We start from the raw sequence: 13,961 nt of genomic DNA, 5'->3' as shown, positions 1-13,961 counted from the left end.
TGCATGTGATAAATAATGTTACGAAATATAAATTCATTTTTATTTCCTTACTAATTCGGATCATTTTATTATTTTTAAACCTGAATCATCAGGAAACGAAAATAATTTCCGGATAGTTGTCATAAATCAATCTGGCATGAAGCATATCGAACAAATTGTAGACAGCCTGTTAACGCCTTCGGAAGCGCTCATCAATGATGTAGCGCGACTGGAAGGGGATATCCTCATCCTCGGCGCAGGCGGCAAGATGGGCCCGGCCATGGCGAAGCTGGCCAAACAGGCCATAGACAAATCAGGAACCGGTAAAAAGGTGATTGCCGCTTCGCGGTTCTCCGAAGCCGGACTGGCGGAAGACCTTCAGGCCTGCGGCATTGAAACGATTGCGGCCGATCTCTTAAAGGGAGATCAGTTGAAAGCGCTGCCGGATGTGCCCAACGTCCTTTATCTCGCCGGTACGAAGTTCGGCACCGCCGGCAACGCACCCTTCACCTGGGCCATGAACACTTATCTCCCCGGGAAGGTGGCGGAGAAATACCGGGATGCAAGGATCGTTGTTTTCTCCACCGGGAACGTGTACCCGCTAAGTCCCGTAGCTCAGGGCGGACTGGATGAAACGGAGGCGACAGGCCCCATTGGCGAATATGCACAGTCCTGCCTCGGGCGTGAACGCATCTTCCAGTATCATTCATCACTTTTTCAAACGCCGTTGCTGATGTTCCGGCTCAATTATGCCAATGACGTGAGTTATGGCGTATTGCTGGAGATAGCAAAGTCTGTAAAAGAAGGCAGGGCAATAGACCTGGCGATGGGGCATGTAAATGTGATATGGCAGGGCGATGCGAATGAGATGGCCATCAGGGCGCTGCACCACTGTTCGTTTCCTGCGAAAATATTGAACGTCACCGGTCCGGAAACAATACCTGTCCGCTGGATCGCGGAGGAGTTCGGCAAAAGGCTCGGCCAAAGCCCGGTGTTCACGGGTGAAGAACAGCCCACCGCATTGCTCAGCAATGCCGCAGAAGCTTTTCACCTTTTCGGCTATCCGAAGGTGATGCTGAAAGTGATGATCGATATCATCGCACGCTGGCTGTCCGAAGGCGGCAAAATCATCAATAAACCCACCCATTTCCAGCAGCGGAAAGGGCAATTCTGATACAATATGAATCAAGGAATTTATTCCCTGCTGCACGAAGGCACAGTGATCCCGGCGCATCCGCTTGCGCTGGACAGGGACCTGATGTTGAACGAGGAGCGGCAGCGGGCATTGACACGATACTACATGGCCAGCGGCGCGGGAGGTGTTGCCGTAGGCGTACATACCACGCAGTTCGAGATCCGCGATCCCGCGTTCAATCTCCTGGAACCGGTGCTGCGGCTGGCCGCGGAGGAGATCGACAAAGCCGGGCCGGAACGCCCTTTTATAAAAGTGGCCGGCATCAGCGGTCCGGTTGACGCCGCATTGAAGGATGCAGAACTGGCCCGGAAATACGGGTATCACCTTGGCCTGCTAAGCACGGGCGGACTGGCGGAACTTTCGGAGAAAGCATTGATCGAACGGGCGAAGGCGGTAGCGGATATCATTCCGTTGTTCGGGTTCTATCTCCAGCCCGCCGTAGGCGGCCGCCGCCTGAGCTATGATTTCTGGCGGGAGTTCGCATCGATCCCCAATGTTCACGCTATCAAGGTCGCTGCCTTTAACCGGTATCAGACCATTGACGTGGTCAGGGCTGTATGTGATTCCGGCAGAAGCGGGGAGATAGCGCTGTACACGGGTAATGATGATAACATTATCATCGACCTGCTGACGCCATACCGGTTTGTTGTCAACGGGAAAGTAACGGAAAAACGCTTTACCGGCGGATTACTTGGCCACTGGGCGGTTTGGACGGGCAAGGCGGTGCAGTATCTGGCCGAAGTTAAACAGTGCATCGGCAATGCTTATGCAGATGTTGACCGTCTGCTAACGCTCAACACCATTGTCACGGATATGAACGCCGCCATTTTTGATGCCGCCAACGCCTACAAAGGTTCCATCGCCGGTGTACATGAAGTGCTGCGGCGGCAGGGGCTGATGGAAGGCATCTGGTGCCTCAGCCCGCAAGAGAAACTGTCCCCGGGGCAGCTGGAGGAAATAGACAGGATATGCCGCGCGTATCCGGAACATATGGATGATGCATTTGTGCGGGCTTTTTTGCAGCGGAATAACCTCACACGGCCATGAAACGACCAATAACATGATAGCAAAAAAAGAGGGCTGGATAGCACGGACGCTGCGCCCCCTGGGGCCGGGGATCATCACGGCTGCCCTCGTATTCGGGCCGAGCAAGATCACGATCACTTCAAAGATGGGCGCCGAGTATGGTTTCTCGCTGATCTGGATCGTGGTGGTGGCGGTTTTCTTTATGGCGGTGTTCACCATGCTGGCTACCCGCATAGGCATCGCTTCGGACCAGTCGCTGATCGGCACGGTCAGGAAAAAAATGGGCAAAAGAACGGCGGTGGCAACGGGTGTGGCGGTCTTTCTCGTGACTGCTTCGTTCCAGGCCGGCAATGCGGTGGGTGTAGGCATATCGTTATCGGAATTGACCGGTACGCCGGTAAAACCCTGGATACTGATTTGCTCATTGCTGTCCATCAGCCTGCTGTTCTTTCGCTCTTTTTATAAAGTGCTGGAGAAGGTCATGATCCTGATGATCGTTCTTATGCTGACTGCCTTTTTGACCACTATGCTGATGGTGGAGGCGGGAGTGGCTGAAATCGCATCCGGACTGACGCCATCGCTGCCACAGGGTTCTGAAGGGCTGAGCATTGCGTTCGTGGCTTCCTGCTTTTCCATTGTCGGTGCAAGTTATCAGGCCTACCTGGTGCAGCAACGGCGCAGGATCGATCCGGCCGGGGCGCAGAAGGGGCGGGACAGTCTTTTCGGTATATTGATCCTCGGCCTGATGAGCGTTACGGTACTGGTATGCGCAGCGGCCGTTTTGTATCCCCGCGGTATTGCCGTAACCAGTGCCACGGATATGGCTAAAGCCCTGGAACCGGTTTTCGGGCGGTATGCATTCGTGTTGTTCCTGAGCGGACTGTTCAGTGCCTCCTTCTCATCGCTGATCGGCAACGCTTCCGTAGGCGGGATATTTCTGGCGGATGCGTTGGGATATGGCAGCGATTTCAATGCCAAACCGGTGCGTATCTTTACCGCAGCTATCATGGTCCTTGGCGCCGCGGTGGCCTTCATTTTCGGAAGGCTGCCCATCGAACTGCTGATCATCGCCCAGCGTATCACGATATTCCTGGTGCCGTTCATCGGCTTCGCCATTTTCTTCATCGCCAATGACGGGCAGATCATGGGCAGGTATCGCAACTCGCGCCTGCAGAATGTGCTGGCCATATTGGGCTTGTGCCTGCTGACAGGGCTGGCGATCAAAAGTATCGCAGATATTTTTCAATACTGATCAATGATATGGCTATGAACGCTTTAAAGATCTTATGCTTTACCTTCCTTTGCTGGGGCAACTGGATGAAACCATTGCCGCATGCGCAGCACACAACGATCGCAGACCGTTACCCCGGCGACGCGGGAATAGCGGATGACCCCGATGTGTTGTTCGCCGAGATGTTCGATGACGGATTGCCGAAAATATTCAGCCGCTACACAGATGTGAAGAACGGCGAAGGGATGTCCGTCTCCGCTGCCGATGTGCCGGAAAGAAGCGCCGGCCATTCGCTGATGATCACCAACAAGGGCGGCGTGAATGATGGCGGCCACCTGTTCAAAAGATTTACGCCCGGTCTTGATGGCACGATATTCCTCCGTTACTACGTTAAATATCCTTTAAGTTCCAAAGGGTATATTCACCATGAATCCGTAAGAATGGGCGGGCATAACCCGCCGAGCGACTATCATTTCGGGCAGGCCGGAAAATGCGGTCTTGGTGATAAAAGAATGTCCATGTCCTACGAACCAATAAACGAACCATCGATGGATACGTACCTGTATTGGGGCGATATGAAAAGCTGGAATGGCGGCACCAGCTGTTATGGAAATGATATGGTGAACGGAAGTCCTACTGCCCGTGAGCTTCCGTGGGACAAATGGATGTGCGTGGAAATGATGGTAAAACTCAATGATCCGGTAACGGCGTATAACGGGGAGTTGAAGGTGTGGCAGGATGGAGTGCTGGTGGGGCATTGGGGACCGGGTTTCCCCAACGGGAGATGGGAGAAGGATTCCTGGTTCAACAATCCGGATGATGCGCCTTTTCCGGGATTTCGCTGGCGTACGGACCCTGAGCTGAAGATCACCTACATTTGCATTGAGTTCTATGACGATGAAAGCCCGCTGAATGAAGTGCATCACATCAGGTACAGCAACATCGTCATGGCCAGAAAATATATCGGGCCGATAAAATATTAATCATGAAGCTGATGCGTCATATCATTTGTTGTATTGCTGCACTGATCTTTTTTCTGCTGCCGGTTGCAAAAGCGCAGGAGCGGCCCAATATCATTTTCATTATCGGGGACGATATCAGCCAGGAGGATATCGGTTGTTATGGCAATACCGCCATCCGCACACCGAACATCGATCTGCTGGCCCGGCAGGGCATGAAATTCAACAATGCTTTTGTAACATCCAGCTCCTGCAGCCCAAGCCGCTGCAGCATTATCTCCGGAAGATATCCGCACAATACCGGCGCAGCAGAGCTGCACAGCGCGTTGCCCGCACACCTGGCCACTTTTCCGGGGCAATTGAAAGCAGCCGGTTATTACACTGCCCAGGCCGGGAAATGGCACGAAGGGCCGAATACCGCAAGCGCTTACGATACGTTGCTGACAGGAAAGCAGCTTAACGGGAATGGTGGTGAGGAACAATGGTTGCGGCTGCTCGCCCAACGGCCGGTGAACAAACCGTTCTTTTTCTGGCTGGCGCCGTTCGATGCGCATCGCGATTGGGGAGCGGACCGTTTCGGCAGGCCGCATCATCCTGACAGTGTGTGGGTGCCTCCCACATTGGTTGATGAGGAAGCGACGCGCAGCGATCTCGCATCCTACTACAACGAAATAGGAAGGATCGACCACTACCTCGGCCTGTTGATGAACGCACTGGAACAGCAAGGGGTTGCTTCCAATACGATGATCATTTTTATATCCGACAATGCACGGCCTTTCCCTGGCAGCAAGACGAGGTTGTACGACCGGGGCATCAAAACGCCGATGCTGGTCAAATGGCCGGCGGTGATCGCGGGCGGCGCCGTTTGCCAAAGCATGATCAGCAGTATCGATATTGCGCCTACATTACTGGAGCTTGCAGGCGTAGTACCCGCTGAATCCATCCAGGGGCGCAGCTTCGCGTCGCTGCTTCAAAAACCTGAACAGGCTTTCCGGGAGTTTGTTTTTGCGGAACACAACTGGCATGATTACGAAGCGTATGAAAGGTCCGTTCGCACGAAGGATTTTCTGTATCTGGTTAACCTGCGGCCTGATTTTAATAACATCGGTGCTATTGATGTGAATCAAAGTCCTGCTGCCACAGCTTTGAAAAATGCCGCCCAAACCGGAGCGCTCACCAGCCTTCAGCGTGACCCTTTTCTTCAACCCAGGCCAGCGGAAGAATTATATGATCTTGCAAATGATCCCCTTCACCAACACAACCTTGCTGACGATCCTGCTTACCGGCAACAACGGCATACACTGCGCCAGGTACTGATGTTGTGGCGGGAACAAACGGCGGACACTGCGCCGGGAGGTCTTACTCCCGACTGGTATGACCGGCGCACTTCAGCGCCATTGCCGGCAAAGGGAACACGGGGCGAAATGCCCGGTGCGGCGAAAGGAGCGGACAGGGTCAACCATAAAGGAGCTTTCTGAACAGCATGCTTTTCACTCAGGCAAGGCGGTTGCGATCTGCGGGCACTGCCGGGTGATGGCGGTATTACCGGCGTCAGTTGCCGCATCCGCAGGGAATAGGTTTTGTTGAGATCACAATGTTATCGAAATACCGCTCCTGGTCTTTTACCGATCCGTTATTCCAGTAATTTTCAAAGAAAACAGCGTTGATCATATAGCTTCCGGGATCATTGTTCCAGTCGGCATGCCAGTTCAGATCATACCGGGCTGCCTGCAGCGTATCATTGACCCAGAATTCGAATACACCATCTGCTTTTCCGGGTGTATTGAGTTTGGCGTGGGCAACGATGCAATACCATACCCCGGTTTTATCCGGACTGAAGATGTCGGTGGGGCCGCTTTGGTTGCCCAGCCACCGCAGGTTGCGGAAGTCGTTATACCTTTCGGTCACCAGTTTGCCATCCTCGCTGATGCCGGTAGCCGGGTCCATGACAAGGTGATTGCTGCTGTGGTTCCTGCCACCAGACCAGATGTGCGCGATCATGCCCTGTTGCCATTTTCTGCCTGCGATCACGGTGGCCCTGGATAGTTTGTCGCCTCCGCCGCCCTGCCAGCCTGCTTCATGTTTAATATCGATGCGCCAGTAGATCTCGTTGAAATCCTTTTCCGGGAAAGCGGCTTTCTTCATGTACGGGTCCGGTGACCGGCCAATGGATTTCTGCAGCCCGCCGGCTTCCACTTCCCCTTTTTGCCATTTCACCCGCATGCCCGCGCTGCTGTCGCGCCCTACGCCTTTGATGCGGATAAACTCGCCATCATCATTATTATAACCAAAATACCGGAGGCTCACATCCTCCTCGCTTTCGAAATCATCGCAGAAAATAGTGCCGGCAGGCGCATCGGCACAGGTAAAACAGGGAGCCGCGGGAATGTCCGCTACCTGCAGAATGCCATATAAAACGGAAAAAATAAGCTGTACCATGTCGCTCGAAGATAAAGGCGTTTAGAAATGTAACGAAAGTTTAAATCAAGATAAAGAAATATTTTGAAAGATAATCTTACTTACGTAATTTTATTCTTTCCAAAATTCTGACGTTCATGAAGATCGTATTCGCTTATTCGAAAGGTGTATTCCAGCAACACTTTTTACTGTTCGTTTTTATGCTTTTGCCCTGCCTGCTGGCCGGGCAGCAAACCGGTTTGCCGGATATCGGGCTGGCGGTACTGCCTCAGCCGAGGGAAGTGCTGATAAAAGGTAGTGATTTCAAACTGCCTTCGCAACCTGAAATTGTATTGGATAGAAATGCTTCCGAAAAAGACCGGTTCGCTGCCAATGACCTGATCAGTTACCTGAACGATGCATTTGGTATGAAAGCCGTCATTGGCAAAGGAGCATCAGGCGCCGCCATTTTTCTGAAACGTAAGGGTAACGATAAAAAACTGGGGAAAGAAGGATATGAGCTGCTGGCCGGCGAGGGAAAACTGGTGATCACCGGCGGAGGGGAGGCAGGGTTGTTCTACGGGGTGCAGACGCTCAAACAGCTCTTTCAGCAGACAGCGGAAGGCATTGCTGTAAAGGGGATGCAGATACGGGACTGGCCGGATACCCGCCAGCGCGCCGCGCATTACGATACCAAACACCACCAGGATACGAAAGCATATGTAAAATCATTTATTCGCGAACTGGCCGGATATAAAATGAATATGCTGATCTGGGAATGGGAAGACAAGTTCGCATACCCCAGCCATCCTGAAATAGGCGCTCCCGGAGCGTTTACCATGGCGGAAATGCAGGAGCTGACGCGGTATGCGCAGCAATATCATGTACAGATCGTGCCGCTGGTGCAGGGCCTCGGGCATGTGGGATTTATTCTCAAATGGCCGCAGTTCGCACATTTGCGGGAAATACCGGCCTCGAATTTCGAGTTTTGTCCGCTTAAGGATGGCAGCTACGAACTGCTGGAGGATCTCTGGAAAGACGCGATGGAAGCCACGCCCGGATCGGCATTCATTCATATCGGATCAGATGAAACATATGAGCTGGGGGCATGTGAGCAGTGTAAAAAGAAAGCAACGGAGATCGGCAAGAGCGGGCTTTTCCATTTGTTCCTGGGCAGGTCTGCCCGCCTTTTGCAACCTTCCGGAAGAGGGGTGATGACCTGGGAAGCGCCGATGGGCTGGGCGAAGAGCCGGCTGGGCGTTTATCATGGCGGGCAAAAGGAAGAACATTTTAATGTAGTGCCGCAGAAAGGGATCATCCTTACGGAATCCTATAACTATGAAACGGAAGACCTTACCTACGCTAAACAGGCGAAAGCGCTGGGCCATCCGGTATATGCCTATGATCCCAACCCGGGGATAGAGCAGCTGTTCCTGCCTTACTTTTTTGTGAAAGGTAAAAAGGGTAAAGAGACGGGAGCGCTGGAACAATCGTATGATTTCCTGGTCAGCAATCTTGGCAAGGGCGTGTTTGACGGGGTGATCAGGACTTCCTGGGATGATTCCGGTTTGCCCATGCAGGCCTGGATGCTGTGTTTTGCGACTACTGCTGCTTATGCATGGAATGTGTCGGGACTGTCCATGGATGAATTCCTGCAGACCTTTTACGCTAACCGGTATGGCCGCCAGGCTACAGGGATGCATGATCTTTACCGCCTGCTGAATGAAGCCGCTTACTTCTATATGGAAAGTTTTGAACGGCGGGTATGGGCATGGGGGGAGATCGGTAAAACGCATCTGCCCGATCTGCCGAGAGGCGATGCATTGGAATATGATCCTTACTGGAACACGGAGTATGCAGACCGGGTGGAGGAAGCGAAGATATATCTTGCCAAAATGGATACGGCTATCGCCATCTGTGATAAAAACCTGGCAGGAGATATCAGTAACCGGTATGATGTGGAAGTATTCCGCACCTTATGCAACCTCGCCCGTCATACCGCCTTAACGTACCTGGATCTTTCAAAGCTGGAAGTGGCCATAAAAAATGCGCATCAGCAACGTTTCCTTGATTATGATAAAGCATATCATCATCTGCAGGAAGCGGAGGGTATTGTGAAGGCCAGTCTTGCACGACGTCAGGCGATGTTTACGGACCTCTGTGCGGTTTGGGAGAAAACGCGTTTGCCGAAGGGGATGTCCACCCCCGAAAAGCAATACTTCTTCGAGCAGGAGCGCACGCGCCACTTTGCCAGCAGAGTGCCGGGCATGAACTATCTCATTTATGATGAAGAGAAACTTGGGCTGGAGCAATACCTTCAGGAGCTTCAGGCGTACAACCAGTATTTCCGGGAACGTTTTCCGGTGAGCCGATAACCATTGATCACCATTCAAAAGTATTGTAATGTCAGTTACCAGAAGAGATTTCGTAAAGAACATATCCCTTGCTTCAGCGGGATTGGGCCTGCTGAGCCCCTTTGCCGCAGGCGCTGCTTTCCCCGACAAAAAACTCAGGATAGGATTTATTGGCGTAGGGCTGCGCGGGCAATCCCATTTGCAGATGTGCCTGGAAAGGGATGATGTGGATATAAAAGTGATCTGTGATATTGATGACAGGATGATAAGCATGAGCAAGGCGCTGATACAAAAATCCGGCAAGCCCATGCCGCGGATCGTGAAAGGCGGGGATCTCGCTTACCGGGATATGCTGGAGCCGTCGGAGATCGATGCCGTGATCATTTCCACGCCCTGGGAATGGCATAAGCCTATGATCGTAGACAGCATTCATGCCGGGTTGAAATATGTGGCCACGGAAGTGGTGTTGGGTATAACACTGGAAGATCACTGGGAAGTGGTACGTGCCGCGGAAGCAAAAAATGCGCAGGTGATGATGCTGGAGAATGCCTGTTACCGCAGGGATATTCTCGCTATTCTGAATATGGTGAGAAAAGGGCTTTTCGGGGAACTGGTGCATTTGCAGGCCGGTTATCAGCATGATCTGCGCGGCGTGAAGTTCAATGATGGTGTTACGCCGTACAATAGCGGGGTGGAGTTCGGGGAGAAGGGTTTTTCAGAAGCCCGCTGGCGTACCAATCACTCCGTGCATCGCAACGGTGATCTGTATCCTACGCATGATGTGGGGCCAATGGCTATGATGATAGATATCAACAGGGGCAACCGGTTTGAGTCCCTCAGTTCATTTGCAACCAAGGCAAGAGGCCTGCACGATTACATCGTGAAAAAAGGCGGGAAGGACCATCCTAATGCGAAGCAGCTGTTTAAACTGGGAGATGTAGTGACCACGCAGATCAAATGCGCCAATGGTGAAACCATCCTGCTGCAGCACGATACCAATCTGCCCAGGCCTTATTCCCTCGGGTTCCGGGTGCAGGGCACCAATGGCATCTGGATGAACCTGAACAACGGGATATTCATTGAAGGCATCAGCAAATACGATCATGAAAAATGGGATGATGCGCATCCCTGGTACGATAAATACGAGCATCCGCTGTGGAAGAAATGGGGCACGCGTGCAAAGCGCACAGGGCATGACGGTATTGACTTCTTTGTATTGCATGCTTTCATAGAAGCGGCAAAACGTCAGCAGCCGACGCCAATGGACGTGTATGATGCCGCCAGCTGGAGTGCGATCACGCCGTTGAGTGAAACATCGATAGATCTCGGGAACCAGACGGTGGATTTCCCTGATTTTACCGGTGGGCGGTGGATGAACAGGAAGAATGATTTTGCCGTTTCTGATGAATATTAACGGGAGACGCCGCTTGCTATTGACCAGGCGCCGGGGTATCACCCCGGCGCTTTTTTGTCAGCCGGTATCCGGGATGGCGGTATTTCTGCCTGCTTCCGAAAGATTTCGAAAATATATCATCCCTAAAACTGAAATTTTATAACTAAATGAAAAAATATTACTTGGAGAAATAAAGGAATTGATCTATTTTTAATAAAGAAAAGAAATTTACCTTGTCGATTTTCCTTTTATAACCTTTATTTATCAATCCAAAATCCGCTATTAATGAAACTTAAATCTTTGATCGCCCGTGTACCGCTTTGCTGTATTCTCCTGCTAACGGGAGTGGCGGCAACGGGGCAGACAAAATCTGTTACAGGTATTGTAAAGGACGGGGCCGGTCAGCCATTGCCCGGAGCGTCTGTTATAGAAAAGGGCACGACCAATGGCGTAATAACAGGACCGGACGGGAAATATTCCTTCCGCACACAGAACGGGGCTGTGCTTGTTTTCAGCTTCTACGGATTTAAAACGCAGGAAGTACCGGTAGGCGCGGGCAACGTTATAGATATTGTGATGGAGGGAGATGAAAAACAGCTGTCTGAAGTAGTGGTGACCGCACTGGGCATCGAACGTAACAAAAAATCGCTGGGGTATGCCATGCAAACCATATCCGGTGAGAAATTATCGGAGAACAAGGACCTGAACGTCGCCAATTCCCTGAAAGGAAAGATCGCGGGCATACATGTGAACCCCTCCGCCGGCGGGGCTTCCGGTTCCAGCTTTGTGGTCATCCGCGGCGCCAGTTCACTGACCGGTAATAATCAGCCTTTGTATGTGGTGGATGGTGTGCCGATAGATAACCAGACCCTCGGCAATCCCTCCGCCTTCGGCGGCCAGCGCGATTTCGGCGATGGTATCGGGAATATCAGTCCGGATGACATCGAAAGCGTATCCGTGCTGAAAGGTCCTGCTGCTGCCGCGCTCTATGGCGCCAGGGGCGCTAACGGCGTTATTCTCATCAACTCCAAAAAAGGCAAGGCCGGTAAAACCTCCATCGATATCACTTCCAATACCACATTCGAATCACCGAATGTAATGCCCACCTTTCAGAACGTATGGGGCGGCGGATACGATGATAATTATGATTCCTTTGAAAAGATGACGATAGATGGCGTTGAATATGACGCCTGGCCTACATGGCTGGTAGATAACTGGGGGGGCAGAATGGATGGCAGGGATATTGTGCTGACCGCATGGCCTGAACTTGGCCCGAAACCCTATAACCCGCAGCCGGAAGACAACCAGCGCGAATTCTTCCGCACCGGCAAAACATTTACCAATACCATCGCCGTATCCGGCGGTACCGAAAAAGGAACCTACCGCCTTTCCGTAGGTGATATGCGGAATGAAGGCATCATTCCCAACAACTCCGTTCAAAGGCAGAACATCAACCTGCTGGCTTCCCTGAATGTGACCAAACGGCTCTCTGTGGAAGCAAAAGTGAACTACATCCGGCAGAAAGGAGAGAACCGCCCGGAAGTTGGCGGATTGCTGACCTCGCCGATAGCCAGTATGATGGCTACACCACGTTTCATCGACCTGGACTGGCAGAAGGATTACAAACGCCCGAACGGCACCATGTACGGTTTCAAAGCCGGCAGCCCAAGTAACCCTTACTGGCTGCTGAATGAACTGTTGAGCGAAGACCGGCGGGACAGGATGATCGGGTACGTGCTGGCCAGGTACCGGTTCACAGACTGGCTGACATTACAGGCCCGCACGGGAACGGACTTTTACACCGAACAAAGGATGGTGCGCGTGGGCATCAATACGCCCGGCACGCTTGATGGCAGTATTGCCAATGATGAATATCATGTTAAGGAAGAGAACAGCGATGTATTGCTTACCGCAGCGGGCAACCTCTCCAAAAACTTTACCGGTTCCGTTTCCGTGGGCGCCAATCATCTGAACAGGCGCCAGACGCAGGTCGGGTTCACCGGAACAGGTTTCAATATACCTAACCTCTATCATATCAATAACGCCAGAACGAAAGCTACGCGGAATGCAGATATCAGAAAAGTGATGAACTCCGCTTATTTCACCGGTCAGCTGGGATACCGCAATTATCTTTTCCTGGACATTACGGGCCGTAATGACTGGTCCTCTACACTTGGCGTAAATAACAGCTCTTTCTTTTATCCCTCCATCAGCACCAGCTTTGTGTTTACGGATGCATTGAAGATAGAGCCGGGTGTGCTGGACTACGGAAAGTTGAGAGTGTCTTATGCGGAAGCGGGCAATGATGCCAGTCCATATATGACAACCGCCGGTTACAGCCTGTCCAACCAGAACTATAACGGCCAGCCTTATGCCGCCATCAGCTCCGGTGTGCCGCTGACAGATCTGAAGAACGAGCTGACACGGACTTTTGAAGTGGGAACGGAACTGCGCTTTCTGAATAACCGTCTGGGGCTGGACTTCACCTGGTACACCGGTTCCACCCGTAACCAGATCCTGCCCGTGGGTTTATCCGCCAGCACCGGTTATGCTACCCGTCTCATCAATGCCGGCGAGATAGAGAACCAAGGCGTGGAAATACTGTTGTCCGCCACACCGGTGCGCAGCAAGAACTTCAACTGGGACCTTACGCTTAACCTTTCCAGGAATAAATCCAGGGTGGTATCGCTTGCACCGGGAATCTCGACCTTTCGCATGTTCACCATTACCCGGGCATCCATTCAGGCTACGCCCGGTGAAGCTTTTGGCAATATCATCGGATATGATTTCATGAGGAATGAAGCAGGGGAAAAAGTACTGAACGAACAGGGTAAATACCAGCGCGCCACGGAGACCACGATACTGGGCAATATACAACCGGACTGGCTGGGCGGTTTTACCAACAGCTTTAGCTACAAAGGGTTTACGCTGAGCGCGTTGATCGATTTCAGGAAAGGCGGTCAGATCTTCTCGCAATCATGGGATGATCAGAGCGCCAAAGGTACCGGCAAGTTTACGGAGAACCGGACCAACCTGATCGCTGACGGGGTGATCCTTGGCACTGATGGAAAATATACGCCCAGCGATATTGTGCTGCTGGCACAGGATTATTATGCCGGCGCCGGCCCGTGGGGAGATATCGCAACGAATGCGATCATCGATGCGGATTATGCAGCCTTGCGTGAAGCCAGCATTGGATATAACTTCGGCGCCGCTGGTCTGTTGAAGAACACGCTCCTCCGGAATGCCCGTGCTTCCATCGTAGGCAGGAACCTGTTCTATCTGTACCGGGACGAGAAGTTCAAAACAATGGGCCTGAGTCCTGAAACCGCCTTCAATACAAGCATATCGGCGCAGGGCTACGAAGCAAAGGGTGTTCCTACTACCCGCAGCATCGGTGTCAACCTTTCATTCACTTTTTAATTCA

At 52.2% G+C, this 13,961-nt stretch carries 9 protein-coding genes; 8 read left to right on the top strand and 1 reads right to left on the bottom strand.

The features are described 5' to 3' along the window. Nucleotides 1–136: 136 nt before the first annotated feature. The 5 genes from FW415_RS22015 to FW415_RS21995 are packed head-to-tail and all read left to right on the top strand — an operon-like array spanning nucleotide 137 to nucleotide 5,868. A complete protein-coding gene (locus FW415_RS22015) occupies nucleotides 137–1,153 on the top strand; it encodes an NAD(P)-dependent oxidoreductase (protein ID WP_148389283.1) in 1,017 nt (338 codons plus the stop codon). A gap of 6 nt (nucleotides 1,154–1,159) precedes the next feature. After that, nucleotides 1,160–2,221, top strand: a complete 1,062-nt coding sequence (locus FW415_RS22010) for a dihydrodipicolinate synthase family protein (RefSeq protein WP_148389282.1) — start codon at nucleotides 1,160–1,162, stop codon at nucleotides 2,219–2,221. 13 nt (nucleotides 2,222–2,234) lie between these two features. Continuing rightward, the gene (locus FW415_RS22005; protein WP_148389281.1) at nucleotides 2,235–3,452 is read left to right on the top strand and encodes an Nramp family divalent metal transporter; all 1,218 of its coding nucleotides are present in this window, start codon (nucleotides 2,235–2,237) and stop codon (nucleotides 3,450–3,452) included. Between the two features lie 14 nt (nucleotides 3,453–3,466). Further along, nucleotides 3,467–4,414 carry a hypothetical protein gene (locus tag FW415_RS22000; protein WP_148389280.1) on the top strand — a complete coding sequence of 316 codons (948 nt, stop codon included), beginning with the start codon at nucleotides 3,467–3,469 and terminating at the stop codon, nucleotides 4,412–4,414. A 2-nt stretch (nucleotides 4,415–4,416) separates the two neighbouring features. Further along, nucleotides 4,417–5,868 carry a sulfatase gene (locus tag FW415_RS21995; protein ID WP_148389279.1) on the top strand — a complete coding sequence of 484 codons (1,452 nt, stop codon included), beginning with the start codon at nucleotides 4,417–4,419 and terminating at the stop codon, nucleotides 5,866–5,868. 73 nt (nucleotides 5,869–5,941) lie between these two features. On the opposite strand, the gene FW415_RS21990 is transcribed toward FW415_RS21995, so the two are convergent. After that, a complete protein-coding gene (locus tag FW415_RS21990) occupies nucleotides 5,942–6,829 on the bottom strand; it encodes a hypothetical protein (RefSeq protein WP_148389278.1) in 888 nt (295 codons plus the stop codon). Nucleotides 6,830–6,945: 116 nt separating this feature from the next. On the opposite strand from FW415_RS21990, the gene FW415_RS21985 reads away from it, so the two are divergent. The 3 genes from FW415_RS21985 to FW415_RS21975 all read left to right on the top strand — a co-directional run bounded on the left by FW415_RS21985 (nucleotide 6,946) and on the right by FW415_RS21975 (nucleotide 13,957). After that, entirely contained in the window at nucleotides 6,946–9,162 is a 2,217-nt protein-coding gene (locus tag FW415_RS21985) for a beta-N-acetylhexosaminidase (protein ID WP_148389277.1), read from the top strand. Between the two features lie 28 nt (nucleotides 9,163–9,190). Next, nucleotides 9,191–10,555, top strand: coding sequence for a Gfo/Idh/MocA family protein (locus FW415_RS21980; RefSeq protein ID WP_148389276.1), 1,365 nt, complete (start codon nucleotides 9,191–9,193; stop codon nucleotides 10,553–10,555). A gap of 264 nt (nucleotides 10,556–10,819) precedes the next feature. Next, nucleotides 10,820–13,957, top strand: coding sequence for a SusC/RagA family TonB-linked outer membrane protein (locus FW415_RS21975; RefSeq protein WP_148389275.1), 3,138 nt, complete (start codon nucleotides 10,820–10,822; stop codon nucleotides 13,955–13,957). Nucleotides 13,958–13,961 lie beyond the last annotated feature (4 nt).

This window comes from Chitinophaga sp. XS-30, assembly GCF_008086345.1.
Classification (GTDB): Bacteria; Bacteroidota; Bacteroidia; order Chitinophagales; family Chitinophagaceae; genus Chitinophaga.
This window is presented reverse-complemented; position numbering and strand designations above follow the sequence as displayed.

Excerpts from the sequence above, each read along its gene's own strand:
- FW415_RS22015 (WP_148389283.1), top strand. The coding sequence starts at position 137 with ATGAAGCATATCGAACAAATTGTAGACAGCCTGTTAACGCCTTCGGAA.
- FW415_RS22010 (WP_148389282.1), top strand. The coding sequence starts at position 1,160 with ATGAATCAAGGAATTTATTCCCTGCTGCACGAAGGCACAGTGATCCCG.
- FW415_RS22005 (WP_148389281.1), top strand. The coding sequence starts at position 2,235 with ATGATAGCAAAAAAAGAGGGCTGGATAGCACGGACGCTGCGCCCCCTG.
- FW415_RS22000 (WP_148389280.1), top strand. The coding sequence starts at position 3,467 with ATGAACGCTTTAAAGATCTTATGCTTTACCTTCCTTTGCTGGGGCAAC.
- FW415_RS21995 (WP_148389279.1), top strand. The coding sequence starts at position 4,417 with ATGAAGCTGATGCGTCATATCATTTGTTGTATTGCTGCACTGATCTTT.
- FW415_RS21990 (WP_148389278.1), bottom strand. The coding sequence starts at position 6,829 with ATGGTACAGCTTATTTTTTCCGTTTTATATGGCATTCTGCAGGTAGCG.
- FW415_RS21985 (WP_148389277.1), top strand. The coding sequence starts at position 6,946 with ATGAAGATCGTATTCGCTTATTCGAAAGGTGTATTCCAGCAACACTTT.
- FW415_RS21980 (WP_148389276.1), top strand. The coding sequence starts at position 9,191 with ATGTCAGTTACCAGAAGAGATTTCGTAAAGAACATATCCCTTGCTTCA.
- FW415_RS21975 (WP_148389275.1), top strand. The coding sequence starts at position 10,820 with ATGAAACTTAAATCTTTGATCGCCCGTGTACCGCTTTGCTGTATTCTC.